The 24,073-nt window shown below is 62.1% G+C and carries 23 protein-coding genes and 1 tRNA gene; 20 read left to right on the plus strand and 4 right to left on the minus strand.

All coding sequences use genetic code 11. From position 1 onward, the window contains the following. Nucleotides 1-239: 239 nt before the first annotated feature. The 10 genes from thrS to E1748_RS15665 all read left to right on the plus strand — a co-directional run bounded on the left by thrS (nt 240) and on the right by E1748_RS15665 (nt 12,576). A complete protein-coding gene (gene thrS / locus E1748_RS15620) occupies nt 240-2,147 on the plus strand; it encodes a threonine--tRNA ligase (protein WP_133648105.1) in 1,908 nt (635 codons plus the stop codon). A 50-nt stretch (nt 2,148-2,197) separates the two neighbouring features. Further along, nucleotides 2,198-2,719 (plus strand): translation initiation factor IF-3, encoded by a 522-nt coding sequence (gene infC / locus E1748_RS15625; RefSeq protein WP_133648106.1) that lies wholly within the window; start codon nt 2,198-2,200, stop codon nt 2,717-2,719. Nucleotides 2,720-2,961: 242 nt separating this feature from the next. Beyond that, nucleotides 2,962-3,159: a 50S ribosomal protein L35 gene (gene rpmI / locus E1748_RS15630; RefSeq protein WP_133648107.1), complete on the plus strand. Its 198-nt coding sequence runs from the start codon at nt 2,962-2,964 to the stop codon at nt 3,157-3,159. A gap of 29 nt (nt 3,160-3,188) precedes the next feature. Further along, complete coding sequence (gene rplT, locus E1748_RS15635) at nt 3,189-3,548, plus strand: 50S ribosomal protein L20 (RefSeq protein WP_006052502.1); 360 nt, start codon at nt 3,189-3,191, stop codon at nt 3,546-3,548. A gap of 160 nt (nt 3,549-3,708) precedes the next feature. After that, nucleotides 3,709-4,722 carry a phenylalanine--tRNA ligase subunit alpha gene (gene pheS / locus E1748_RS15640; protein ID WP_166653573.1) on the plus strand — a complete coding sequence of 338 codons (1,014 nt, stop codon included), beginning with the start codon at nt 3,709-3,711 and terminating at the stop codon, nt 4,720-4,722. A gap of 125 nt (nt 4,723-4,847) precedes the next feature. Beyond that, nucleotides 4,848-7,280, plus strand: a complete 2,433-nt coding sequence (gene pheT, locus E1748_RS15645) for a phenylalanine--tRNA ligase subunit beta (protein ID WP_133648109.1) — start codon at nt 4,848-4,850, stop codon at nt 7,278-7,280. A 69-nt stretch (nt 7,281-7,349) separates the two neighbouring features. Beyond that, entirely contained in the window at nt 7,350-7,760 is a 411-nt protein-coding gene (locus E1748_RS15650) for an integration host factor subunit alpha (protein ID WP_133649381.1), read from the plus strand. Between the two features lie 51 nt (nt 7,761-7,811). Beyond that, complete coding sequence (locus E1748_RS15655) at nt 7,812-8,222, plus strand: MerR family transcriptional regulator (protein WP_133648110.1); 411 nt, start codon at nt 7,812-7,814, stop codon at nt 8,220-8,222. 84 nt (nt 8,223-8,306) lie between these two features. Then, nucleotides 8,307-8,383 (plus strand) — tRNA-Pro (locus tag E1748_RS15660). Nucleotides 8,384-8,766: 383 nt separating this feature from the next. Then, entirely contained in the window at nt 8,767-12,576 is a 3,810-nt protein-coding gene (locus tag E1748_RS15665; protein WP_133648111.1) for a M48 family metallopeptidase, read from the plus strand. A gap of 42 nt (nt 12,577-12,618) precedes the next feature. Here E1748_RS15665 and E1748_RS15670 read toward each other — a convergent pair whose 3' ends face one another. Further along, nucleotides 12,619-13,326, minus strand: a complete 708-nt coding sequence (locus tag E1748_RS15670) for a MotA/TolQ/ExbB proton channel family protein (RefSeq protein ID WP_133648112.1) — start codon at nt 13,324-13,326, stop codon at nt 12,619-12,621. A 246-nt stretch (nt 13,327-13,572) separates the two neighbouring features. On the opposite strand from E1748_RS15670, the gene bla reads away from it, so the two are divergent. Further along, nucleotides 13,573-14,466: a class A beta-lactamase gene (bla, locus tag E1748_RS15675; protein ID WP_133648113.1), complete on the plus strand. Its 894-nt coding sequence runs from the start codon at nt 13,573-13,575 to the stop codon at nt 14,464-14,466. A 136-nt stretch (nt 14,467-14,602) separates the two neighbouring features. After that, nucleotides 14,603-15,085 carry a MarR family winged helix-turn-helix transcriptional regulator gene (locus tag E1748_RS15680; protein ID WP_133648114.1) on the plus strand — a complete coding sequence of 161 codons (483 nt, stop codon included), beginning with the start codon at nt 14,603-14,605 and terminating at the stop codon, nt 15,083-15,085. Nucleotides 15,086-15,124: 39 nt separating this feature from the next. Here E1748_RS15680 and E1748_RS15685 read toward each other — a convergent pair whose 3' ends face one another. Beyond that, nucleotides 15,125-15,544 carry a MarR family winged helix-turn-helix transcriptional regulator gene (locus E1748_RS15685; RefSeq protein ID WP_133648115.1) on the minus strand — a complete coding sequence of 140 codons (420 nt, stop codon included), beginning with the start codon at nt 15,542-15,544 and terminating at the stop codon, nt 15,125-15,127. A gap of 146 nt (nt 15,545-15,690) precedes the next feature. On the opposite strand from E1748_RS15685, the gene E1748_RS15690 reads away from it, so the two are divergent. Further along, nucleotides 15,691-16,008 carry a DUF1840 domain-containing protein gene (locus E1748_RS15690; protein WP_133648116.1) on the plus strand — a complete coding sequence of 106 codons (318 nt, stop codon included), beginning with the start codon at nt 15,691-15,693 and terminating at the stop codon, nt 16,006-16,008. A 37-nt stretch (nt 16,009-16,045) separates the two neighbouring features. On the opposite strand, the gene E1748_RS15695 is transcribed toward E1748_RS15690, so the two are convergent. Both E1748_RS15695 and E1748_RS15700 read right to left on the minus strand, forming a co-directional pair. Beyond that, nucleotides 16,046-16,345, minus strand: a complete 300-nt coding sequence (locus tag E1748_RS15695; RefSeq protein ID WP_133648117.1) for a hypothetical protein — start codon at nt 16,343-16,345, stop codon at nt 16,046-16,048. Between the two features lie 40 nt (nt 16,346-16,385). Further along, on the minus strand, nt 16,386-16,823 hold the full coding sequence (locus E1748_RS15700; RefSeq protein WP_240766637.1) for a universal stress protein: 438 nt from the start codon (nt 16,821-16,823) through the stop codon (nt 16,386-16,388). A gap of 271 nt (nt 16,824-17,094) precedes the next feature. Between E1748_RS15700 and E1748_RS15705 the strand changes: the two genes are divergently transcribed. The 7 genes from E1748_RS15705 to nadC all read left to right on the plus strand — a co-directional run bounded on the left by E1748_RS15705 (nt 17,095) and on the right by nadC (nt 24,071). Further along, nucleotides 17,095-18,885, plus strand: a complete 1,791-nt coding sequence (locus E1748_RS15705; RefSeq protein ID WP_133648118.1) for a chloride channel protein — start codon at nt 17,095-17,097, stop codon at nt 18,883-18,885. A gap of 34 nt (nt 18,886-18,919) precedes the next feature. Next, nucleotides 18,920-19,348 (plus strand): MarR family winged helix-turn-helix transcriptional regulator, encoded by a 429-nt coding sequence (locus E1748_RS15710; RefSeq protein ID WP_133648119.1) that lies wholly within the window; start codon nt 18,920-18,922, stop codon nt 19,346-19,348. Nucleotides 19,349-19,798: 450 nt separating this feature from the next. Then, nucleotides 19,799-20,794, plus strand: a complete 996-nt coding sequence (locus tag E1748_RS15715) for an ABC transporter substrate-binding protein (RefSeq protein ID WP_133648120.1) — start codon at nt 19,799-19,801, stop codon at nt 20,792-20,794. Beyond that, nucleotides 20,791-21,663 (plus strand): ABC transporter ATP-binding protein, encoded by an 873-nt coding sequence (locus E1748_RS15720; RefSeq protein WP_133648121.1) that lies wholly within the window; start codon nt 20,791-20,793, stop codon nt 21,661-21,663. Before E1748_RS15715 ends, E1748_RS15720 begins: the two co-directional genes overlap by 4 nt. After that, nucleotides 21,651-22,430, plus strand: a complete 780-nt coding sequence (locus tag E1748_RS15725; RefSeq protein ID WP_205965249.1) for an ABC transporter permease — start codon at nt 21,651-21,653, stop codon at nt 22,428-22,430. The genes E1748_RS15720 and E1748_RS15725 overlap by 13 nt, the downstream gene beginning before the upstream one ends. 25 nt (nt 22,431-22,455) lie before the next feature. After that, nucleotides 22,456-23,187 carry an ABC transporter permease gene (locus E1748_RS15730; protein WP_133648123.1) on the plus strand — a complete coding sequence of 244 codons (732 nt, stop codon included), beginning with the start codon at nt 22,456-22,458 and terminating at the stop codon, nt 23,185-23,187. A 47-nt stretch (nt 23,188-23,234) separates the two neighbouring features. Further along, nucleotides 23,235-24,071, plus strand: a complete 837-nt coding sequence (nadC, locus tag E1748_RS15735; RefSeq protein WP_133648124.1) for a carboxylating nicotinate-nucleotide diphosphorylase — start codon at nt 23,235-23,237, stop codon at nt 24,069-24,071. Nucleotides 24,072-24,073 lie beyond the last annotated feature (2 nt).

Consider the following 24,073-nt stretch of genomic DNA (forward strand, 5'->3'; position numbering starts at 1 on the left):
GGCTTGCTGGAGTTTTTTGTGGCAAGCAGCAGGCGCATCGGCGCCATCAAGGCGAATACGGTTATGACACCGCGAACGTTGACCGAAACTACTTCGGAACGACGCTAGTCGAGGACCTCTTTCGCTCTTGCAGTTTGCTGAAAATGTGAAATGCGGCCCCTCGAAAGCGGGGCCGCATTTTTTTTGGCTTTTTACGGTTGTTGGATATGCCGCCGCCGGTCGGCATCACGGAGAGCGCAATGGTTTCGATACGTTTGCCTGACGGTTCTGTTCGACAGTACGAGCATCCGGTCACGGTCGCGGAAGTTGCCGCGTCGATCGGCCCGGGTCTCGCGAAGGCCGCGTTGGGCGGCAAGATCGACGGCGAGCTCGTCGATACGTCCGCGTTGATCGATCATGACGTGTCGCTCGCGATCGTCACCGAGAAAGACGCCGATGGCCTCGACATCATCCGTCACTCGACCGCGCACTTGCTCGCCTATGCGGTGAAGGATCTGTATCCGGAAGCGCAGGTCACGATCGGTCCGGTGATCGACAACGGCTTCTACTACGACTTCGCGTACAGCCGTCCCTTCACGCCGGAAGATCTCGAGAAGATCGAGAAGCGCATGCAGGAGCTCGCGAAGAAAGACGAGCCGGTGTCGCGCCGTGTCGTGTCGCGCGACGAGGCGGTCGATTACTTCAAGAGCATCGGCGAGAAGTACAAGGCGGAGATCATCGAATCGATTCCGGCTACCGATGAAATCAAGCTCTATTCGCACGGCGGCTTCACCGATCTGTGCCGCGGTCCGCACGTGCCGTCGACGGGCAAGCTGAAGGTCTTCAAGCTGATGAAGCTCGCGGGCGCGTACTGGCGCGGCGATGCGAAGAACGAACAGCTGCAGCGCATCTACGGTACCGCTTGGACGAAGAAGGAAGATCAGGACGCGTATCTGCACATGCTGGAAGAGGCCGAGAAGCGCGATCACCGCAAGCTCGGCAAGCAGCTCGATCTGTTCCACATGCAGGACGAGTCGCCGGGCATGGTGTTCTGGCATCCGCGCGGCTGGACGCTGTGGCAGCAGGTCGAGCAGTACATGCGCCGTCGCGTGAACGATGCCGGCTATCTCGAGATCAAGACGCCGATGATCATGGACCGCTCGCTGTGGGAAGCGTCGGGCCACTGGCAAAATTATCGCGAGAACATGTTCACGACGGAGTCGGAGAAGCGCGACTATGCGATCAAGCCGATGAACTGTCCGGGGCACGTGCAGGTGTTCAATCACGGGCTGCGCTCGTATCGCGATCTGCCGCTGCGCTACGCCGAATTCGGCTCGTGCCATCGTAACGAGGCGTCGGGCGCACTGCATGGGCTCATGCGCGTGCGCGGTTTCGTGCAGGACGACGCACATATTTTCTGTACCGAAGAGCAGTTCATCAGCGAGTCGATTGCGTTCAATACGCTGGCGATGAGCGTCTACAAGGACTTCGGGTTCGATCAGGTCGACATCAAGCTGTCGCTGCGCCCGGATGCGCGCGCCGGTACCGACGAAACCTGGGATCGCGCGGAGCAGGGGTTGCGCGAGGCGCTGACTGCGTGCGGCGTCACGTGGGAAGAATTGCCCGGCGAGGGCGCGTTCTACGGTCCGAAGGTCGAATATCACATCAAGGATGCGCTCGGCCGGTCGTGGCAGTGCGGCACGCTGCAGCTCGACATGGTGCTGCCGGAGCGGCTCGGCGCGGAATACGTGGCCGAGGATAATGGCCGTCGCCGGCCGATCATGCTGCACCGGGCGATCGTCGGGTCGATGGAGCGTTTTCTCGGTATTCTAATCGAGCACCATGCTGGTGCAATGCCGTCCTGGCTCGCGCCGATGCAGGTGGTCGTGATGAATATCGCGGAAAATCAGGCCGAATACACCTGTCAGGTGGCCCAAACGTTGCAAAAACAAGGGCTTAGAGTAGAGGCCGATTTGCGCAACGAGAAAATAAGCTATAAAATACGCGAGCACACGCTCGAAAAGGTGCCGTACCTCCTTGTGGTCGGCGATAAAGAGCGTGATGCACAAACGGTAGCCGTGCGTGCCCGTGGCGGCGTCGATCTGGGCGTAATGCCGGTCGAAGCCTTTGTCGAGCGCCTGCGTGAAGACGTGCAGGCGTTTCGCTGAGCCACTGTGGCAGCGCGGCTCGTTTTTTTAATTTTTAGAGGAAACGTAACATCGCTACGGAAAAGCCGCATCGCATCAACGGCGAAATAACCGCACCTGAGGTGCGTCTCGTCGGAGTCGACAACGAACCGCTGGGCATCGTGAAACTCGCCGATGCTTTCCGACTGTCGGAGCAGCAGGACGTTGATCTGGTCGAAATTGCTCCGCAGGCGGTACCGCCTGTTTGCCGCCTGATGGACTACGGCAAATTCAAGTACCAGGAAGCGAAGAAGCAACACGAGGCCAAGCTCAAGCAGAAGGTCATCCAGGTCAAGGAAGTCAAATTCCGGCCGGGTACCGACGACGGGGATTACAACGTGAAGCTGCGTAATCTCATACGCTTCCTCGAGGACGGCGACAAGACGAAGATCACGCTGCGTTTCCGTGGCCGCGAAATGGCCCACCAGGAAATTGGTATGCGCGTGCTCGAGCGCCTGCGCACCGACCTCGACGAAGTCGGTCAGGTCGAGCAGATGCCGAAGATGGAAGGGCGCCAGATGATCATGGTTCTCGCGCCGAAGAAAAAGAAGTGAGCAGTAGCGGGGCGCGTCGTGTGACGTGCCCGGCAGCAGAATAAGCAGGACGTCTTCGCCGTTGGAAGTGCTGGCGGAGGCAGGCAGGTTTCGGAACGGTGTCCGCATGCGGACACCGTTCCTGAAAAAGCGGTGGTCGCGGGTTGGGCTACTGCATACCAAGTGGAGTGGGTTTCGAAGGGCGGTAAAGGGCGTTTGCGCCAACCGCACACCCATATCCATCAAATAATGGAGTTGTCGTCATGCCGAAGATGAAGACCAAGAAGAGTGCTGCAAAGCGCTTCGTGGTGCGTCCGGGCGGTACCGTCAAGCGCGGTCAGGCCTTCAAGCGCCACATTCTTACCAAGAAAACCACCAAGAACAAGCGTCACCTGCGTGGCTCCACGGCAGTTCATGAGTCAAATCTGAGCTCCGTGCGCGCAATGCTGCCGTTCGCCTAACCCTTAACTAAAACTCAAAGGAGTTCGTAATGCCTAGAGTCAAACGTGGGGTTACCGCACGGGCCCGCCACAAGAAGATCATCAAGCTGGCCAAGGGTTACCGCGGCCGTCGCAATAACGTCTATCGCATCGCCAAGCAGGCGGTCATGCGCGCCGGGCAATATGCCTATCGCGATCGCCGCAACAAGAAGCGTGTGTTCCGCGCACTGTGGATCACGCGTATCAACGCGGCGGTGCGTCAGCACGACATGACGTACAGCGTGTTCATCAACGGCCTGAAGAAGGCTTCGATCGAACTCGACCGCAAGGTGCTGGCCGACATGGCTGTGTTCGACAAGGCCGCTTTTGCTGCGATCGTTCAGCAGGTGAAAGCCGCCGTTGCAGCCTGATTGCGCTAGTTAGCACATCTGTACTGCGTGGTTCGTTGCAGCGAATATCCGGTAGTCTCGGTGACGCTGCAACAAAAACGGGGCTCCTCACCGAGCCCCTTTTTTGTTGGTCGAGCCCGTTTTGCTTTGATTGAACACTGACGTTGAAAAGATGGGATCAATGGATCTGGACCAGATTGTCGTCGACGCGCAGAAAGCGTTCGAACTCGCCACTGACATCACGACCCTCGAAAACGAGAAAGCCCGCTTTCTCGGCAAGTCGGGTGTACTGACCGATTTGCTCAAGGGCCTGGGCAAGCTCGATCCCGACACGCGCAAGACCGAAGGCGCACGCATTAACGTCGCCAAGCAGCAGGTCGAAGCCGCGCTGACGGCGCGCCGTCAGGCGCTCGCCGATGCGCTGCTGAACCAGCGTCTCGCCGCCGAGGCGATCGACGTCACGCTGCCCGGTCGCGGTACCGGCACCGGTAGCCTGCATCCGGTGATGCGCACGTGGGAGCGCGTCGAACAGATTTTCCGTACGATTGGTTTCGATGTGGCCGACGGCCCCGAGATCGAAACCGACTGGTACAACTTCACCGCATTGAACAGCCCCGAGAACCATCCGGCGCGTTCGATGCAGGACACGTTCTACGTCGAGGGCAACGATGCGCAAGGGCGCCCGCTACTGCTGCGTACGCATACGAGTCCGATGCAGGTCCGCTACGCGCGCATGAACAAGCCGCCGATCAAGGTGATCGCGCCGGGCCGCACGTACCGCGTCGACAGCGATGCGACACACTCGCCGATGTTCAATCAGGTCGAAGGCCTGTGGATCGACGAGAACATCAGCTTCGCTGATCTAAAGGGCGTCTACACGGATTTCCTGAAGAAATTCTTCGAGCGCGACGACATTCTCGTGCGCTTCCGCCCGTCGTATTTTCCGTTCACCGAGCCGTCCGCCGAGATCGACATGATGTTCGAGCACGGCAAGAACGCCGGCAAGTGGCTCGAGATTTCCGGTTCGGGTCAGGTGCATCCCACCGTGATCCGCAACATGGGCCTCGACCCGGAGCGCTACATCGGCTTTGCGTTCGGCAGCGGCCTCGAGCGGCTGACGATGCTGCGTTACGGCGTGCAGGATCTGCGTCTGTTCTTCGAGAACGACCTGCGTTTCCTGCGCCAGTTCGCCTGAGCCCGAGCTTGATACCGGCGGCTGCGCGGCGCCGACGAGGCGCGTGCCGCAAGCCGTGACGCCGACGGGGTGCCGATGCCTCCGCTGGACGTGGACCTAACTCTGACTGGAACGTACACAGAATCATGCAATTCCCGGAATCCTGGCTGAGAACCTTTGTCGATCCGCAACTGACGACGGATCAGCTGTCGCATGCGCTGACCATGGCGGGCCTCGAGGTCGAAGGGCTGCGCCCGGTTGCGCCGCCGACGTCGAAGATCGTCGTCGGGCAAGTGCTCGAGGTCGTCAAGCATCCGGATGCGGACAAGCTCAACGTCTGCCAGGTCGATGCCGGCACGGGCACGACGCTGAACATCGTCTGCGGCGCGCCGAATGTCGCGCCGGGCATCAAGGTGCCGGTCGCGCTCGTCGGTGCAGAACTGCCGCCGGCCGAAGAGGGCGGTGCACCGTTCGCGATCAAGCTGTCGAAGCTGCGCGGTGTCGAGAGCCAGGGCATGCTGTGCTCCGCGCGCGAACTGAAGCTGTCGGAAGATCACAGCGGTCTACTGATCCTGCCGGAAGCGACGCCGATCGGTCAGGACATCCGCGAAACGCTGAACCTCGACGACACCGTTTTCGAAATCAAGCTGACGCCGAACAAGGCCGACTGCCTGTCGGTGTTCGGCGTCGCGCGCGAAACTGCCGCGATCACCGGCGCGCCGCTGCATCCGCTCGACATTCATCCGGTAGCTGTGACGCTGAACGAAACGCTGCCGGTGAAGATCTCGGCGCCCGATCTGTGCGGCCGCTTTTCCGGTCGCGTGATTCGCGGCGTCAATGCGCGCGCGAAGTCGCCGCAATGGCTGGTCGAGCGTCTTGAGCGTTCGGGTCAACGCAGCATCTCCGCGCTCGTCGATATCTCGAACTACGTGATGCTCGAACTGGGCCGGCCGTCGCATGTGTTCGATCTCGACAAGATTCATGGCGGCCTCGATGTGCGCTGGGGCCGTCGCGGCGAAACGCTGAAGCTGCTGAACGGCAACACGGTCGAGCTCGACGAAACCGTCGGCGTGATCTCGGACGAGCAGCACGTGGAGAGCTTCGCGGGCATCATGGGCGGCGACAGCACGGCGGTCACGCTCGATACGACGAACATCTATCTCGAAGCCGCGTTCTGGTGGCCCGACAGCATTCGCGGTCGCGCGCGTCGCTATAATTTCTCGACCGACGCGGCGCACCGCTTCGAACGCGGCGTCGATTACTCGACGACCGTCGAGCATATCGAGCGCATCACGCAGCTGATTCTCGACGTCTGCGGCGGCGCAGCCGGTCCGGTCGATGACCAGATCGTCAATCTGCCGCAGCGCGCGCCGGTGAAGATGCGCGTGTCGCGCGCGAACCGCATCATCGGCGTCGCGATCGGTGCCGACGAGATCGCGCAGATTTTCACGCGCCTCGGTCTCACGTTCGAGCGCGACGGCGACACGTTCGTCGTCACGCCGCCGCCGCATCGCTTCGACATCGAAATCGAAGAGGATCTGATCGAGGAAGTCGCGCGTATCTACGGCTTCGAAAAGATTCCCGCGCGACCGCCGGTCGCGACGAGCGAAATGCGCGCGACCAACGAAACGCAACGCTCGATCCACACGATCCGTCACGCGCTCGCCGCGCGCGATTACGCGGAGACCGTGAACTTCAGTTTCGTCGACGCGGAGTGGGAGCAGGATTTCGCCGGCAACGACAAGCCGGTGCGACTGTTGAATCCGATTGCGAGCCAGCTGTCGGTGATGCGCACCACGCTGTTCGGCAGCCTCATCAGCGTATTGCGTCACAACCTGAATCGTCGTGCCGATCGCGTTCGCGTGTTCGAAGCTGGGCGCGTGTATCTGTCCGACGCGGCGGTGAAGGATGGTGATCTTGCAGTCGCAGGCTACGCGCAGCCGAAGATGGTCGGCGCGCTCGCGTACGGTCCCACGCTCGAAGAGCAGTGGGGCGCGTCGACACGCGCGGTCGATTTCTTCGACGTGAAGGGCGACCTCGAAGCGCTGCTCGCACCCGCAATCGTACGTTTCGTGAAGGCCGAACATCCGGCGCTGCATCCGGGACGCAGCGCGCGTATCGAACTCGAGGGTCACGCGGTCGGCTGGATCGGCGAACTGCATCCGCGCTGGATGCAGAAATACGATCTGCCGCATGCGCCGATTCTGTTCGAGATTGCCACCGACGCATTAATTCAGCGTGCGTTGCCGACGCCTTCGGATGTCTCTAAATTCCCGCCGGTGCGGCGTGATATTGCTGTCGTTGTCGATCAGAAAATCGAGGTTCAGGCACTGCTCGACGAGATGCAAAAGGCCCTTTCCGACGACGCCTGCAAGAGCGTTCAAAGGGTTGCGCTTTTCGATGAATTTCGTCCAAAATCAAATACTTCCAGTGGGTTGGCTGAGCACGAGAAAAGCCTTGCGTTCCGTGTAACCTTGCAAGATACTGGCGGGACACTTCAGGATGAAACGGTCGATACGGCCATTCAGACTCTGGTGAATCGTCTGGCTCGAGCATATGGCGCACGGCTGCGCGGATAACCCACGGATCACCTGCGAACGGCAGTTTCCGCATTTTCCGGTTTTGGGGTGGCGCGCCATTTGACAGATATGAATGAAATGAACTCGAGTGATTTCGAAGCCCTTCTTGCGGCGCAACGCAGCGCCATGATTCGCGATATCCCGACATCCTCCGCGGGCGCATCGGGCGAGGCGCCGACACTGACCAAAGCCGAGCTTGCCGAGTTGCTGTTCGATAATGTCGGACTCAACAAGCGGGAAGCGAAGGACATGGTCGAAGCTTTCTTCGAGGTGATTCGCGATGCACTGGAGAGCGGCGACAGCGTGAAGCTGTCGGGCTTCGGTAATTTCCAGTTGCGCGACAAGCCACAGCGTCCCGGCAGGAATCCGAAGACCGGCGAGGCGATTCCAATCGCCGCACGCCGCGTCGTCACGTTTCACGCAAGTCAAAAGCTGAAAGCGCTGGTAGAGAATGGCGCTGAAGCGAGTTTCGCGCGCTGAACGCGCGTCGACGTCCGTGCGTTTCCGCGCAACCCACCCGGCTAACTGACGATGACAGCGACGATCGAAAAAGTCGTCTTGCCTCCGATTCCAGCAAAACGCTACTTCACCATCGGCGAGGTGAGCGAACTATGCGGCGTGAAGCCGCATGTGCTGCGTTACTGGGAGCAGGAGTTCACGCAGTTGCGTCCGGTGAAGCGTCGTGGCAACCGTCGCTATTATCAGCATCACGAGGTGCTGCTGATCCGGCGGATCCGCGAGCTGCTGTACGAGCAGGGCTTCACGATCAACGGCGCGCGCAACCGGCTGGACTCGCATGGTGCAGTCGTGCACAATGCCGCCGCCGATGTCGCGGGTGTCGATGAGCCGAACGACACAGCCGCCCCGCAAACGACAGGCGCCGTCGATGTCGATGCGTTGCGCAAGGCACTGTTGAAAGTGCTCGACGCGCTGGGCCGCTAACGGTTTAGCAGGAAGAAGTTTTGTATCGCGTGACGAGTGGCGGCGTTCAAATCCGAAGAACTGTCTGTTATACTTTCACGCTTTCGGGGCGTAGCGCAGCCTGGTAGCGTACCTGCATGGGGTGCAGGTGGTCGGAGGTTCAAATCCTCTCGCCCCGACCAGATTGATGAAGGACTTACGGTGTGAGCCGTAAGTCCTTTTTTCATTTCCGGCGCCATCGCTCTACGCCGTCGGCGCTCAATCAATCATGCCTTTAGCAAAAGCGGCGACAGCCCTTAGCGGTTCTCTCAAGCAATACTGCATTTAGTTTAGGCACAACACGCGAGCATCTCAAAAACGATTCCGTTTATTTTGAAAAAACAGAACGTCGTTCGTTCAAGGAAATAATTCCTGAAGGATACGAATGTGTTGTTCAGTAGACGTGGTGGCTTCACAAAGAGGCCGGCATAATGGTGAAGCAAAAGAGAAAGTCGGGCTTTCTTCGGTGTAGACAAGCAATTCGAAACACCTTGAATCGTCGTCAGATACTAAAACTAAATTTGCCATGAAAAACCACTATCCTACGGGGCCATCAGACGTACCGGCCGGTTTTACGCGTCCCAACGCATCGTATAAACGTAAAGCCTGGCTCGCGGTAGCGGGGCTGATTACGTTCATCGCGCTTTACCTCGCATTGACCGTCTGGTTTGCAATGACGGGCATTAACCGGCTGCTGGCACTCAACGCACATTCGAACCCGGTCGATTTCCTCGTCTGCGCGTGCAGTCTGTTTCTGACGGTGTTCCTGATCAAGGCGTTGTTCTTCGTCAGGAAGGGCGAGTATGCGGGCGTGATCGAACTCAAGCGCGCGGAGCAGCCGAACCTGTTCGCTTTTCTCGACCAGGTAGCCGACGATGCCGGCGCACCGAGGCCGCACAAAGTATTCGTGAGCGGTCGGGTCAATGCGGCGGTGTTCTACGACCTGTCGCTCGTCAATCTTGTATTTCCGTCGCGAAAGAATCTGGAGATCGGGCTCGGCCTCGTGAACATGCTCAACCTGGGCGAGTTCAAGGCGGTCTGTGCGCACGAGTTCGGGCACTTCGCGCAACGCTCGATGGCGCTCGGGCGATGGGTGTACACCACGCAGCAGATCGCCGCGCATATCGTCGGTAAGCGCGATGCACTGGATGGTTTCCTGCTGAGCCTGTCGCGTTTCGACTTTCGCATCGCGTGGATCGGTTGGGGGCTGAGTCTCATCGTGTGGGCGCTGCGCTCGATCGTCGATACCGGCTTCCGTCTGGTGATGATCGTGCAGCGCGCGCTGTCGCGCGAGATGGAAATGCAGGCCGACCTGGTCGCCGTGTCGCTCACCGGCAGCGACGCGCTGATCCACGCATTGCATCAGTTGCAGGTGGCCGACGACGCGTGGGAGCGCGCCGTGGGTTTCGTGCGTGGCGAGGCCGCTTCCGAACGTCCTCCGCGCGACGTCTTCGTCGTGCAGCAGACCATTGCGACCCGGCTCGGACGGATCTACAACGATCCGGCTTACGGTCAGCGGCCGCAGGTGCCTGTCGGCGACGCGTCGGCGTTTCGCATCTTCAAGGCCGAGCTCGCGCAGCCGCCGCGCATGTGGGCAACGCATCCGCGCAACCACGAGCGCGAAGAAAACGCGAAGCGTACCTACCTGTTTGCACCGGAAGACACACGCAGTGCCTGGTCTCTTTTCGATCACGCACCGGACCTGCGCGAGCGCGTGACCCAGGAGCTGATCGGCAAGACCGAGCACGCTGCGGTCGAGCAGGATGTCACGTTGCAGCGGCTCGACGATCAATTCGCCATCGAGCAGATGAAACCGCATTACCGCGGCATCTATCTGGGCTTCCCCTTTACGCGACACACCGCGCGTGCCGACGCGCTGTACGAGCAGATACCGGCAGACGACGCACTCGATCCGGAAACGCTGTACCCCGCATCGATCAGTCAGGATCTGGAAGCGCTGCGTTCGCTGGACCAGGAGCACGCGTTACTGCGTTCGTTGCGCGACGGCGTGTACACCGCCGCCGACGGCGTGATTCGCCATCGCGGACGCATCCTCAAGCACAGCGAGCTGCAGCCGGCGATCGATGCAGTGGGGAAGGAGCGTGCCGAAGTACGCACGCGTCTGGCGGACGTGCTCAAGCACGTGCGTAGCCTGCATCACGCGCACGCCGAACAGCTGTCGCCGCAATGGGCTGCGTATCTCAAAGCGCTGTTGCACGTGCTGCACTATGCGCATCATGCCGAAGCTGAACTGCGCGACACGCAAGCCGCGCTCGCACGTTGCTGGCGACGCGTGACCGCGAGCGGGTCGGTCGACAAGCGCGGTGTGAAGGACGTGCTGACCCATGCGGAGGCTGTGCACCGCGCGCTGCTCAATGTGTTCGATCACGCGAACTATGTTCAGCCGGGCGAGCGGGTGCTGACCGAGCTTGGCCAGGAAAGCTGGTCCGCGATGTTGGGTGAGCTGGGTCTGCGTGGTCCAGTGCGCGAGAACATCAACGAGTGGCTGCGCATCGTGGATAGCTGGATCAATCACACGGCCGGCTGCCTGTCGCGGCTCGGCCGTGCGGTGCTCGGCGAGTTGCTGCGTACCGAGGCGAGCATCGCTGCAGCGACGCATGGTGAGGCGCTGCCGGAAGCGCCGGCCACCGTGCCCGCGTGTCCTCCCGCTTACAACACGCTCGTCATCGATACCGAGCGCTTCCAGCAGGTCGAGCACCTCGATTTCTGGGACCGTTTTCGCTCGGCCAGCGGATTCTTCCCAGGGCTCGCGCGTGCCGCTGTGGCTGTTGGCATTGTCGGGTCGGTGCTGGCGTTCGGCTGGTCGATCGACAAGGCCACCGTGGTGGTCTACAACCCGTTGGCGCGGCCGGTGGTGACGACCGTCGACGGAAAGCGGCTCACACTCGCGCCCAACGCGTATGCGCGCGTCGAGATTCACTCCGGTCGCGATATCGCCGTGGAGACGCACACGCAGGACGGCGATCCGATCGAAGCGTTCAACGCACCGATCAATCGCGCCGACAAGGACGTGGTCTACACCGTGGCAGGCGCTGCGCCGTTGCGTCGATGGACAGCAACCTATGGCGTGAGCCGCGCAGATCCCGCGCGTCTGCTGCCGCCGCAACGCTGGCAGCCTGCAACCACGGACGTGGTATTCGCCCCACCGCCCACGCGCATCCAGAGCCAGGGCGGCGGTACGCGCACGGTGCTGCAGGATACGGCTGATCTGTCGCCCGACGTGCTCGTCGAGCAGTTGAACGACAAGGCCGCCGCAACGCCGATGCTGCTGTCGCATGTGCGTTTCGATGCGCCGGACACCGCCTACCTCGCCGACTGGTTGAGCCTCGCCGGCAGCGTTCCCGGTTTCGACGAGGCCTTCGCGGCTCGCCGTGCGCGCTTCCCGATCGACGTGACGGCCATGCGCTTCGAGCAGGACGCGGTGAAGGGCACGGCGGCACACGATACCGTGTGTGCGCGGCAGCGGGCACTGGCCGACAGGTCACCCGACCACTCGGACCTGGCCTACCTCGTCACGCGGTGCATGCCGGATGGTCCTGCTCAGGACGCCGCGTTCGAAGCCGGGCATCGACACTGGCCCGATTCCGGGTGGTATGCGAACGGCGCTGGCTGGAACGCCAGCATCCACGGGCGTTACCGTGACGCAGTGGCGGATTACGAGGTGGTGATGTCGACGAGCCCCGCACTGCGCCAGTCGGTAGCAGTCGAATTGCTGCGAGCGGCGCGCCTGGTCGATCCGGAAGCCGCGAAGTCTCGCGAGGCGTTGCTGGCCCAGCAGTCTTCGTCGGTGCGTGATCTGCTGATGTACGAGCATGGAGACGCATCGACTCCCGGCGCGTATCGACCGATTGCGTTCCTCGTCGCCGGCAGGCTCGACGAGGCGGTGTCGTTTTCCGAAGGTACGCCTGCTGAGGCCCATGTGCTGCGGATGGCGGCGGCATCGTCCGGCGCGTCGGCCGCGCTGCGCGCGCGTGCGCAAAGCATGGCCGCCGACGCAGGCATCGACCAGAACACGGCGGTACTCGCGCTAGGCATGGGCGTCCCTGCGAGCACGCCTGCTGTCCATTCTTTCCTGACGACGCTGGCTACGCAGTACGGCATCCCGGATCTGTCGGGCAGGCTGGAGCGCTTCCTCACGCTGGCTCGTCGTGGCGATGCGTCGGCGGCGGCGCATGTGCTGGACGGTCTGCCTGTGGTGCTGCGTGCGCAGGCGTTGATGGCGGGGATCTATGTGACGGGCGATCGCGCGCCGGAAGAGTGGCGCACGTTTGTACGGCGTGCGCTGTTTGCGGTGGAGCGGCCTTATCTGGCGTAGGCGAGGGGGGCGTGGCGTAGTAGCGCGGCTTAAAGAGCTGCGCTACTTCGTGGAATCGTCTTGCGCGAAAAGTTGCCCACCCACCGTCAACGGCAACCCTGCAACAAAATACGCATGCACCCGATGCGCAAACCGCCTGAGCGTCGTCACGATATCCCTGTTCGCCCGCGTGAGCGCGTTATAACCGAGCACTGCCGGAATCGCGACGAACAGCCCGAAGGCGGTCATGATCAGCGATTCACCGACCGGTCCCGCGACCTGGTCGATCGAGGTCTGCCCGGTCTCGCTGATCACGAGCAACGCGTGATAGATGCCCCACACGGTGCCGAAGAGGCCGACGAACGGCGCCGTGCTGCCGATCGACGCAAGCAGCGCGAGGCCGCCCTGCATCCGCACGATTGTTTCGTCCATCGTGTCCTGTAGCCGTCGCTCGATCCAGTCGGACACGTCGATGCGGCCGCTCAGATGCGACGGCGTGTCCCGATGATGTTCCGCCGCGTCGTAGCCCGCACGCGCGAGTGCAAGCAGCGGATCGTTGTGGCGCTCGAGCGTCCACGCATCGTCGAAAGAACCGCTTTGCCGGAAGCGTGCATCGGTGCGCGCGGTCGCGCGGCGGATGCGCGCGATGCGGTAGAACTTGATGACGATCACCAGCCACGACACGATCGACATCACCGTCAGCACGACCAGAATGCCGCGCGTCGCGAAGTCGCCGTTCTCCCAGATGTTCGCGAGGCCGTATTGCTCCATGAGCGTTTCCTTCGAAGCGAGGTGGGGGCGATTGGCGGGCGGGGACCACGGTGTGTGCGGCATCGTCTCGGCGGTTATTGTGCTCCTGTCCGCAGCAGGGCGGCGATTTTCACCGACCACTCGCTTCGAACGAAGCGAAGCAAAGCAAAAGTTTTTCTATTGCCACGGCCTAAATATCATCGTTTGTCCGCACATCGGTACAGGTTCACAGTCGCGTCACCCTCCATCATGTGACAAGGACTGTCGATGACTCATTCGCCCCAACGCCGCACCATGCTGCTAACGGCCGCGGCTCTTCCATTTGCTGCACTGTCGCTGCGTGCAACAGCAGGTGCGGCAGAAATCCACGCCGACGATTTCACCGCACTCGAACACGATGCCGGCGGCCGTCTCGGCGTCTTTGCGATCGATACCGCGACCGGCAAGCAAGTCGGGCATCGCGCGGATGAACGCTTTCCGGTGTGCAGCACGTTCAAGCTGATCCTCGTCGGCGCAGTGCTGACACGCGGCGTGACCGAACCGGCGCTGATGCAGCAGCGCCTGCGCTATTCATCGAACGACGTGGTGACCTATTCGCCCGTCACGGGCCCGCACGCCGGCGACGGCATGACGGTGGCCGAGCTGTGCGCGGCGACGTTGGAGTACAGCGACAACACGGCCGCGAACGTGCTGGTGAAAATGCTCGGCGGACCGGCGGCGATCACGTCGTTCGCGCGTTCGATCGGCAACGCGACGTTCCGTCTCGATCGCCTGGAGACCGAGCTCGACACCTCAATTCCCGGCGATCCGCGCGACACGGCGACGCCTGCCTCGATGGCGCACAGCACGCAGTCGCTCGCGCTCGGCGACGCGTTGCCGGCGCCGCAGCGTCAGCAACTGAAGGACTGGCTGATCGGCTGCAAGACGGGCCAGCATCGCGTCCGCGCAGGCGTGCCGGCGACGTGGACAGCCGGTGACAAGACCGGCACCGGCGAATACGGCACGACGAACGATCTCGCAGTGCTATGGCCGGATGCGTCCGTATCGGTGCACGGCCCGATCGTGCTAGGCGTCTATTACACGCAGAGCACGCAAAATGCGCAGCCACGCGATGACGTAATCGCCGCAGCTGCGCGGATCGCGGTACGACAGCTGGGCTGACACAGGAAAGAGAGGCGAGCGGAGGCGACACACCGGCACCGGCACCGCCCCGCCAACGCAGGCGGCGAAAGTTTGTAGAATGCGCGGGTCGACGACCGTATCGTCTTTCCCTCCTTTCGCGAGATCACGATCGATCATGGTGCAGCCCAAGTCCCTCCCCGAACCGGTCGCGCCCGCTCAGGTCGACGCATCGGACTACGAGTTCTCCGAGCAGATCGGGCATCTGCTGCGTCGCGCGTATCAGCGGCATCTCGCGATCTTCAGCCAGACCATCGACGACCCGCAGCTCACCGCGGTGCAGTTCGCGGTGCTGTCGGCGAACCGTCGGCTCGGTCCGTCGTCGATCAGCGATCTCGGCAAGGCGACCGCGATCGACGGCGCGACCGTGCGCGGCATCATCGAGCGTTTGCAGGCGAGGGGGCTCGTCGAATTACAGGCCAATCCGGACGATCGCCGCAAGAGCATCGTCGAGTTGACTGGGCGGGCCCGCACGCTGCTCGATCAGACGACACCGACCGCGGCGCGCATCAGCGAACTGACGATGGCGGACCTGAACGCGGTCGAACGCGTCGCGGTGCTGCATCTGCTGCGCAAGCTGTGCGGTCCGGATGGTGAGTGACGTGGCTTGCGGGCAACACGTAACACGCAGGCCGCTGGATCACTCGTAGTCGATGTGCGGAATCTGGAACGCGCCGCTCAGCGATTTCAATTCCGCGCGATGCAGTTCCGCCAGTTTCTCCAGCACTTTCTGGCCGGCCTTCTCGAGATGGACTTCCACCTGACGCCGATCCGTCGCGCTGACCTTGCGCCGGACCAGACTGAGCGCTTCGCAACGCGATACCAGCGCAACCACGCCATGATGCTGCGCCTGCAGCCGCTCGGCCAGTTCGCCGACCGTTGCCCAGTCGCGACCCGGATAGCCCTTGATGTGCAGCAGTAGCAGGTACTGCAACGGCGTGATGCCCTCGCTCTGCGCGGCCTGTTCGGAGAAGCGTTCGAAGCGCCGCATGTGGTAGCGGAATTCCGACAGCTGCTCGAAGTTGGCTTTGGTCAGATCGCGATTCCGTGCGTCTTTCATGGGAGATTCATCAGGCAAATGAGCAGAAACTATATCGCATAACGACGTGCGTCCGGCTAGAGAACCCTGTCTCGATCCATCGAATGATTAAATATCACGTCGTGATATAATCAGATGTGCGTTCAAGAGGGAGAACGGGAGGAAACATGATGATCACTTTTCAATCGACAGCCGCGGCAGACGTCGTGATGCTGCGAGATCTCGCCCAATATCTGCTAGGTCTCGTCGGCAAACGACTCGACGTGCGCGGCGTGATCACTCACGACGAAATGCCGCATGCAATCGAGCGGCTCGAATCGGCGATATCCGACGAAACAAAAGCGGAGATCGCACTCGAAGCGCTGTACACCTCGCCCGGCGGTCAGCGCGATTCGCGCGGCGGTCTTTCGCAACGCGCATGGCCGTTCCTCGACATGATGCGCGAGGCGAGCAAGCATAACGCCGACATCATCTGGGGACTCTAGCCGGTACGATGCGCGCGGCGAGCATGCCGCGCGCTGGCTAGCGCTTTTCCTGAGCTTGAGTTTGAACCTGAACGGCACCGACGCCTGCCAGCGTCGTGTCGACAAAACGTTTCGCCATCGCGGCAGCGAGCCGCAATGCATCTTCCGGGCAGTTGAATATGCGTCCCTTGCGATCGCATAGCAGCTTGCGATGCGTGCCCGCACTGTCACACCATTCGATCACCGCAATCGGTTGATAGAGGACGCCCAGTTCCAGACCGTCGGCGGCTCTCGCGTCGATCTGCGCGCACGCGCGGATCTGGCAGCCCTTGTAGTGCTCGCGAGGTTGTTCGTCCATTGCCCGATCCTCCCTGGAGTCTGCGGTCTGTGCAAAGCCGTCAATGGACGACTTCGAACAGCACGTCGCACGACACGCGATCGAGAAGCGACGCATGGTTTTCGCCCGACAGCCAGCGTGCAAAGAAGCCGTGCGGATGATGTCCGATCACGATCAGATCCACACGGAGCGAGTTCGCGAGACCGGCAATATGGTCGACGGCATTGCCGACGATGGAATGGCCGGTGACGGCGACGTCCCATGCGCGCAACTGGTCGATGCCGTCCTGCAGCGTCTCTCTTGCGGCCTGTTCGTCGACTTCGAATTTCATCGACGACAACACATCGAATCCGTTCGACCAGCCGGTGACGTCGAGTATCGACAGAAGGTGGGTTTCGGTTTGCAGTTGCCGCGCGAGCATCGCGCCGCAACGCAGCGCGCGCCGACCTTCCGGCGTGCCGTCGTAGCAAAGAAGAATGCGTTCGAATGGTGCCAGCATGATTGCTCCGACCTCCATTGCGGTTACGGCGTGCAAGTCTTTATACCAACACACACCGTCACGCCAATTTCATTATACATCACAATGTGATGTATAGTACCGTGTCTCCAGAGGCGGAAATTGGCGTTTACCCGTTCGATTATCGTTCGGCCAGCCAGCGAGCCTGCAGTCAATTACATCGCAAGATGAGGTAATACCGAGCCATCCCACGCATCGACGCGATGCGTGAAGGTCCTGTTTTTCAATCCGACAACCCCGAATCGACGTACACGTGAATACTTCAAAAGGCGATTTCGCCACCGATACCCGGCTCCTGAGAATCGCGGCTATTGCCGCGGCGCTCGGCGTGCTGAGCACCGTCGCCGCAGACTTCCTGCTGCATCTGATCCGCTTCTTTACGAACCTGTTCTTCTTTCAGACCACGTCGATCGATAACCACTCGCCGTCGATGAACGGGTTGGGGCTATGGGTGATCGTCGTGCCGGTGCTGGGCGGTTTGATCGTCGGGTTGATCGCGCGCTACGGCTCCGAGCAGATCCGCGGCCACGGCATCCCCGAAGCCATCGAGGCGATCCTGTTCGGCAAGAGCAAGATGTCGCCGAAGGTCGCCGTGCTCAAGCCGCTCGCGTCGGCAATCGCGATCGGCAGCGGCGGCCCGTTCGGCGCGGAAGGGCCGATCATCATGACGGGCGGTGCGATCGGCTCGCTGATCGCGCAGTTCTTCCATCTGTCGAGCGGTGAACGCAAGACGCTGCTGGTCGCCGGCGCAACGGCCGGGATGACTGCGGTGTTCGGCACGCCGGTCGCGGCGGTGCTGCTGGCCGTCGAACTGCTGCTGTTCGAACTGCGTCCGCGCAGCTTGCTGCCGGTTGCGGTGGCGTGCGCGGTCGCCGGATTTTTGCGGCCGCTGCTGATGGGCGCAGGTCCGCTGTTTCCGCTGCAAACATTGCCGCTCGGTCCGCTCGGCCTCGCATCGTGCGCGGTGGCAGGGCTGTTGACGGGCGTGCTGTCGTGGGCGCTGTCGAGCTGGCTCTACAAGGTCGAAGACCTGTTTGCCCGTTTGCCGATGCACTGGATGTGGTGGCCCGCGCTGGGTGGCCTGGCAGTGGGTATCGGCGGTTATTTTCAGCCGCGCACGCTCGGCGTCGGCTATGACGTGATCGGCGACCTGCTGCAGAATCACCTCGCAGTGAGCGTCGTGCTGGCGATCGTGCTCGTCAAGGCGGTGATCTGGGTGATCGCGCTGGCCTCCGGCACGTCGGGCGGCGTGCTCGCTCCGTTGCTGATGATGGGCGCAGGCGTGGGCGCGGTCATCGGTCCGATGATGCCCGGCGGCGAACCGGCCGTGTGGCCGCTGGTCTGCATGGCGGCGGCGCTCGGCGGCATGATGCGCGCGCCGATCATGGCGGTGGTCTTCGCATTCGAACTGACGCACGACGCAAACGCATTGCTGCCGCTGCTGACTTCCGCGGCTGTGTCGTACGGCTTTACGGTGCTGTACATGCGCCGCTCGATCCTGACCGAGAAAATCGCACGACGTGGTTATCACATCTACCGCGAATACGGTATCGATCCGCTCGAACGCCATCACGTCGACGAAGTCATGACGCGCACTGTGACGAGCATCGATGCAGGCGCTAGCGTCGCCGCCGCACTCGAGCAGCACTTTGGTCCGCAGCAGGTGCATCGTGCGTTCCCGGTGGTGCGCGAGGGCCGGCTGGTCGGCATGGTGGACCGGCAGATGCTGCTTGCGGTCGCTCAGGCGGACGCGGCTACGACGTACGTCGGCGATCTGTGCGGCAGCGCACTGCCCGACGTCGCGCTGCCCGACGAGACCTGCCGCCTCGTTGCTGCGCGTCTCGCCGCGCGTTCACTCGATCGTGTGCCGGTCGTCGCCGACGAAGCAACGTATCGCCTGATCGGCATCGTGTCCCGCTACGATCTGGTCAAACCGTCGCTGTCGATCTTTAACGAGGAACGTCAGCGCGAGCAGTTCCGCAGCATGTCGCTGACGCGCAGCAAACAATCCGACGACGAGCAGGAAGCTCTGCCGCCGCGTTGACGCAACGCGACGCATGCATCGTCCCGGTAGCGCGATGAACAATTCCAGCGATCAGGCGCTCACGAAGGCCGATTTCGAAAAGCTGTCGGAATTCCGCTACCGGTTGCGGTGCTTCCTCCATGTGTCGGAGACGATCCTGCGCGAGGAGGGCATTACGCCGCTGCAGTATCTGATGCTGCTGCACATCAAGGGCATGCCGGGACGCGAGTGGGCCACCGTCGGCGAACTCGCGGAACGTCTGCAGGCGCTGCAGCATGGCGTCGTGATGCTGGTGTCCCGCTGCGAAGCGGCGGGATTCGTCGAGCGACGGCCGCGCGAGGCCGATCGACGGCAAGTGGAAGTCCATCTTCTGAAACGCGGCGAGCGCTGCCTCGAAGTGTTGGCCGCGCGTCATCGTGCGCAGCTCGACTGGTTCGACAACGAATGGCCACTGCGCCTCGGAAACCATCTCGCGGGTGTCTAGCGTTCTGCTTTCCCGCTTCAATTCCCCTCATCCCCGCTTTCTTCGCTTGCCCCCGCTGCCCGTTTCATATTCAAATTATCGATTCGGGTCGACGCGCGGCGGGCATTCCTGAATTCTGCTGCGCTTCACCAATACGGGGACGCGCTGGCCAGATGCGTGATCACATGCGCTTTTATAGTGTGTACATGTTTTCTGGTGGTGCAGTGCGAGATCGACGGAAAGCCTGTTGTCAGCGGAGCTGAATTTTAGGACTTCTTCCAATGTGTTGAATATAAAAGAATTAATTCATACGAAGCGCGCGGGAAGAGTCGCGGGTAAACACCGCTAACCATGGCATAGGCATTGCACTTACTCTTCCGATTACCGCGTGTACGCTCATTTGATCGTTCGGCTGGTCGATGGCGGTGCGCAGCTTCTATAGCCATCTGATTCCTGTCTGGAGTGATCTATATGAAGTGTTTCCTCAAACGGGTTGGCGCGACGCTCGCTGCGTCACTGGCCATCTCGGCATGCGTGATACCCGCGACCAACCTGCGCGCCGACGAGATCTCGGTCACGCAGTGGGGCAGCAGTCTGTACGGTTTGCCGTACGCGGTCGCGATGGACAAGGGTCTCTTCAAGAAAGCCGGCGTGGACATCACCGGCATCCTCACGTCGGGCGGCGGTGGCACGACGGTCCGCAACATTCTCGCGAGCAAGACGCCTTACGGCGAAGTGGCGGTGGCCGCGGCGCTCGCCGCGCAACGTCAGGGCCTCGATCTCGTGATCGTCAATGTCGGCACGCGCAGCGTCGCGGAAGCGTCGATGGTGACGATGCCGAATTCGCCGGTGCACAGCGTCGCCGATCTCGTCGGCAAGAAAGTCGCGATCACGTCGCCGAAGGGCGTATCGGAAATGCTGCTGCTGATGGTGCTGAAAGCGAAGGGCATCGACGGCAGCAAGGTGCAGCGCGTCGCATCCGGCGGCTACGTGAACGGCCTCACGATGCTCGAGCAGGGTGCGGTGTCCGGTGCCGCGTTGATCGAACCGCTGTCGATCGTGCGCAAGGACAAGTACCGCACCGTGTATCGCGCGGGCGAGATTCTGCAGCCGATGACCACGTCCGTCGGCATCACCACGCGCGAGTTCGCGAAGAGCCATCCCGACGAACTGCGCGCGATCATCGCGGGGCGCCGCGCAGGCGTCGAATCGGTCTACGCCGATCCGGCCGGTGCCGCGAAACTGCTCGAAACCAGCTTCAAGCTCACGCCCGACGTCGCGCGCGAAGCCGTCGACAACATGGTCAAGTCGCGGATGTGGAGCGACGGCGACTTCGATCGCGCGGAACTCGATCGCATGACGGATGGCCTGAAACTGATCGGCGAGCTGAATGGCGACGTCGACTGGTCGAAGCTCGTCGACCTGAGTTATCTGCCCGCCGACCTCAAGGCGAGGAGCAAGCTATGAAAGCGTTCAATGCGCCGCCCGCGCTGCAGATCGTCGAGAGTTCGGCGCTGCGTGCGCCGGCGCCGCAGGAAGCGCACGTCGAACTCGCGGGCGTCACGCGCTATTTCAGCAAGAACGGATCGAAGGAGCTGTTTCATGCGCTCGGTCCGATCGATCTGACGCTCACGCGCGGCGAGTTTTTCTCGGTGGTCGGTCCGTCGGGTTGCGGCAAGTCGACGTTGCTCGACGCACTTGCCGGTCTGTCCAAGCCAAGTTCCGGCACGGTCACGTTCGAGGGTCAGTCGGTGAAGGGCGTGCCCGACGGCGTCGGCGTCGTGTTCCAGGAGGACGCGTCGTTTCCGTGGCTCACGGTGCGCGACAACATCTCGTTCGGTCTGCGGATGGCGGGTGTCGACGGTGCGGAGATTCGCCGGCGCGTCGATTACGCGCTCGGCTTCATGGGGCTGAAGGATTTTGCCGGCGCCTATCCGGCGCAGTTGTCCGGCGGCATGCGGCAGCGCGTGTGCATCGCGCGCACGCTGGTCATCCAGCCGCGTCTGATCCTGCTCGACGAGCCGTTCGGTGCACTCGATCAACAAACGCGTTTGCTGATGGGCGACGAACTGCTGCGGCTGTGGCGCGAAACGTCGGCGACGGTGCTGCTGATCACGCATGCGCTCGACGAAGCCGCGATGCTGTCGGATCGCGTCGGCGTGATGTCGGCGCGACCGGGCCTTTTCATCGATATCGTCGAAACCGGCTGGGAGCGTTCGCGCGACAGCCGCGTCGTGTCGACGCCGCGCTTCGGCGAAGTGAACGCGCGGTTGTGGGAAAAGCTGCGTGTGGAATCGCTGAAAGTGATGGGCGTGCAACCGGCGTGCGAGTACTAGCCGACACAGGGTTCGAAGTGAAAACCGAAACGCTTGTCCGTATCGTGGTGGTCGTCGGGTTCGTCGCACTCGTCGAACTGCTGTGCCGCGTCGGCGTCATTCCGTCGAGCGTGCTGGTGCCGCCGTCCGCGATGGTGTCGCACGGCATCGAGCTGCTGAAAAGCGGCAAGTTCGATCACGACATCGTAACGAGTCTCGCGAACATCGTCGCCGCATCGGTCGTGTCGGTGCTGCTCGGCTTCGTGCTCGGGCTCGGCATTCATGCGCTGCCGTCGCTGCGCCGCTCGATCGAGCCGCTGCTGTCCAGCTACTACGCGGTGCCGACGTTCATTTTTTATCCTGTCTTTATCGTGCTGCTCGGCGTCGGTTCGGCACCGATCATCGCGATTGCCGTGATGCTCGCCGTCGTCACGATGATTACCGCGACGCTGAACGGACTCGACCGCATTCCGCGCGCGCTGCACAAGAGCGCACAGGTGATGCGATTGTCGCCGTGGCGCTCGGCGATTCACATCAAGCTGCCCGCGACGCTGCCTTATCTGTTCACCGGCGTGAAGCTGTCGGTCGCGTACTCGTTCATCGGCGTGATCGCGTCGGAGTTCATCCTGTCCGGCTCCGGCATCGGTTACGCGATCGGCTATGCGTACAACAACTTCCAGAACGACGACATGTATTCGCTGATGCTGTTCGTGCTGGTGCTCGTCACGCTCGTGAACGTCGTGCTGAACCGGATCGATCACCGGTTCCAGGCGCGCCGTCAACGCTAATGTCAACGCAATGGAAATCACTGCGATGAAACGCTTCACCGACATGCTGCTGGTCGCCGTTGTGGTCGTGCTGTGCTGGCAGTGTCTGCACTGGGCCGTCGGCGACAGCGCGATGGGCTCACCGTGGAGCACCGTGCGCACGCTCGTCGCGATGCTCGGCACCCAGGCGTTCTGGCAGAACGTCGGCGAGACCGCACGGGCGCTTGCCTATGCACTCGTCATCGCGCTCGCGGGCGGCGTCGCGCTCGGCGTCGTGCTGGGCGTGAACCGGATGTCCGGCGTGGTCGCCGAACCGATCCTGCTGAACCTCTACTCGCTGCCGAAGGTCACACTGTATCCGCTCGTGTTGCTGGTGTTCGGGCTCGGGCTGTCCGCGAAAGTCGCGTTCGGCGTGATGCACGGCCTGATCCCGATCCTGATGTTCACGATGAACGCGATCCGTCAGATGCGGCCCGTCTATCTGCGTGCATCGAAGTCGATGCGTCTGTCGTTTCATCGGACGGTGCTGCACGTCGTGCTGCCGGCGATTTTTCCGGAGATCGTCGCGGGGCTGCGGCTCGGTTTTTCGCTGACGCTGCTCGGCGTGCTGATCGGCGAGATGTTCGCGTCGCAACGCGGACTCGGCTATCTGCTGACGAGCGCGATGAATCTCGGCGACATCCGCACGATCATGGCCGTTGCGCTGTTCCTGACCGTTTTCGCACTTGCCTGCAACGGCCTCTTGATGATGGCCGACCGGCGCCTGAAGCACCGCTAATATTCCCGCCATTTCCGCTATTTCCGTTAGAGAAGGATAAACACATCATGTACGACGTATTCCAGACGGACCGCCTGATCGACACATGGTTGACCGAGGACATCGGCTATTGCGACCTGACCGCGCAGCTGATGATCGAAGCGCACGAGACGGGCTCGTTCTACATGAACGCGCGCGAGCCGCTGATCGTCGCGGGCATCGACGTGGCCGCGCGCGTGTTCTCGCGCTACGACTCAACGCTCGAGCTCGTCGTGCGCGTGAAGGACGGCGACAAGGTCGACGCGGGCGCGGTGCTGCTCGACGTGCGCGGCGCTGCGCGCAGCGTGCTGACGGCCGAGCGCACCGCGCTCAACATCGTGCAGCGGCTGTCGGGTATCGCGAATCTGACCGCACAGTACGTTGCGGCAGTGGCCGGCACGCGCGCTCGCCTGATCGATACGCGCAAGACGACGCCCGGCCTGCGGATGCTCGAAAAGCACGCGGTGACGTGCGGCGGCGGGCTGAATCACCGGCTCGGCCTCGACAACGGCGTGATGATCAAGGACAACCACATCGCCGTGTGCGGCGGCATCGCGAAGGCGGTGCAGCGCGCGCGTCGTCAGTTGCCGGTGCTGACGAAACTCGAAGTGGAATGCGACCGTCTGGAGCAGGTCGGCGAAGCGCTCGAAGCGGGCGTCGACGTGATCATGCTCGACAACATGTCGGTCGAAGACATGACGCGCGCCGTCGAGATGGTGGGTGGCCGCGTGCAGCTCGAAGCATCGGGTGGCATCAGCCTCGCGACGATCGGCGCGATCGCGAAGACCGGCGTCGATTACATCTCCACCAGCAAGATCAATCAGGCGGCAGCCTGCGTCGACATCGGGCTGGACGAAGCGGAGTAAGC

The organism is Paraburkholderia flava (assembly GCF_004359985.1).
Taxonomy (GTDB): Bacteria; Pseudomonadota; Gammaproteobacteria; order Burkholderiales; family Burkholderiaceae; genus Paraburkholderia; species Paraburkholderia flava.

Coding starts and splice junctions, on each gene's coding strand:
- thrS (WP_133648105.1), top strand. CDS start 240: ATGGTTTCGATACGTTTGCCTGACGGTTCTGTTCGACAGTACGAGCAT.
- rpmI (WP_133648107.1), top strand. CDS start 2,962: ATGCCGAAGATGAAGACCAAGAAGAGTGCTGCAAAGCGCTTCGTGGTG.
- rplT (WP_006052502.1), top strand. CDS start 3,189: ATGCCTAGAGTCAAACGTGGGGTTACCGCACGGGCCCGCCACAAGAAG.
- pheS (WP_166653573.1), top strand. CDS start 3,709: ATGGATCTGGACCAGATTGTCGTCGACGCGCAGAAAGCGTTCGAACTC.
- pheT (WP_133648109.1), top strand. CDS start 4,848: ATGCAATTCCCGGAATCCTGGCTGAGAACCTTTGTCGATCCGCAACTG.
- E1748_RS15650 (WP_133649381.1), top strand. CDS start 7,350: ATGAATGAAATGAACTCGAGTGATTTCGAAGCCCTTCTTGCGGCGCAA.
- E1748_RS15655 (WP_133648110.1), top strand. CDS start 7,812: ATGACAGCGACGATCGAAAAAGTCGTCTTGCCTCCGATTCCAGCAAAA.
- E1748_RS15665 (WP_133648111.1), top strand. CDS start 8,767: ATGAAAAACCACTATCCTACGGGGCCATCAGACGTACCGGCCGGTTTT.
- E1748_RS15670 (WP_133648112.1), bottom strand. CDS start 13,326: ATGGAGCAATACGGCCTCGCGAACATCTGGGAGAACGGCGACTTCGCG.
- bla (WP_133648113.1), top strand. CDS start 13,573: ATGACTCATTCGCCCCAACGCCGCACCATGCTGCTAACGGCCGCGGCT.
- E1748_RS15680 (WP_133648114.1), top strand. CDS start 14,603: ATGGTGCAGCCCAAGTCCCTCCCCGAACCGGTCGCGCCCGCTCAGGTC.
- E1748_RS15685 (WP_133648115.1), bottom strand. CDS start 15,544: ATGAAAGACGCACGGAATCGCGATCTGACCAAAGCCAACTTCGAGCAG.
- E1748_RS15690 (WP_133648116.1), top strand. CDS start 15,691: ATGATGATCACTTTTCAATCGACAGCCGCGGCAGACGTCGTGATGCTG.
- E1748_RS15695 (WP_133648117.1), bottom strand. CDS start 16,345: ATGGACGAACAACCTCGCGAGCACTACAAGGGCTGCCAGATCCGCGCG.
- E1748_RS15700 (WP_240766637.1), bottom strand. CDS start 16,823: ATGCTGGCACCATTCGAACGCATTCTTCTTTGCTACGACGGCACGCCG.
- E1748_RS15710 (WP_133648119.1), top strand. CDS start 18,920: ATGAACAATTCCAGCGATCAGGCGCTCACGAAGGCCGATTTCGAAAAG.
- E1748_RS15715 (WP_133648120.1), top strand. CDS start 19,799: ATGAAGTGTTTCCTCAAACGGGTTGGCGCGACGCTCGCTGCGTCACTG.
- E1748_RS15720 (WP_133648121.1), top strand. CDS start 20,791: ATGAAAGCGTTCAATGCGCCGCCCGCGCTGCAGATCGTCGAGAGTTCG.
- E1748_RS15730 (WP_133648123.1), top strand. CDS start 22,456: ATGAAACGCTTCACCGACATGCTGCTGGTCGCCGTTGTGGTCGTGCTG.
- nadC (WP_133648124.1), top strand. CDS start 23,235: ATGTACGACGTATTCCAGACGGACCGCCTGATCGACACATGGTTGACC.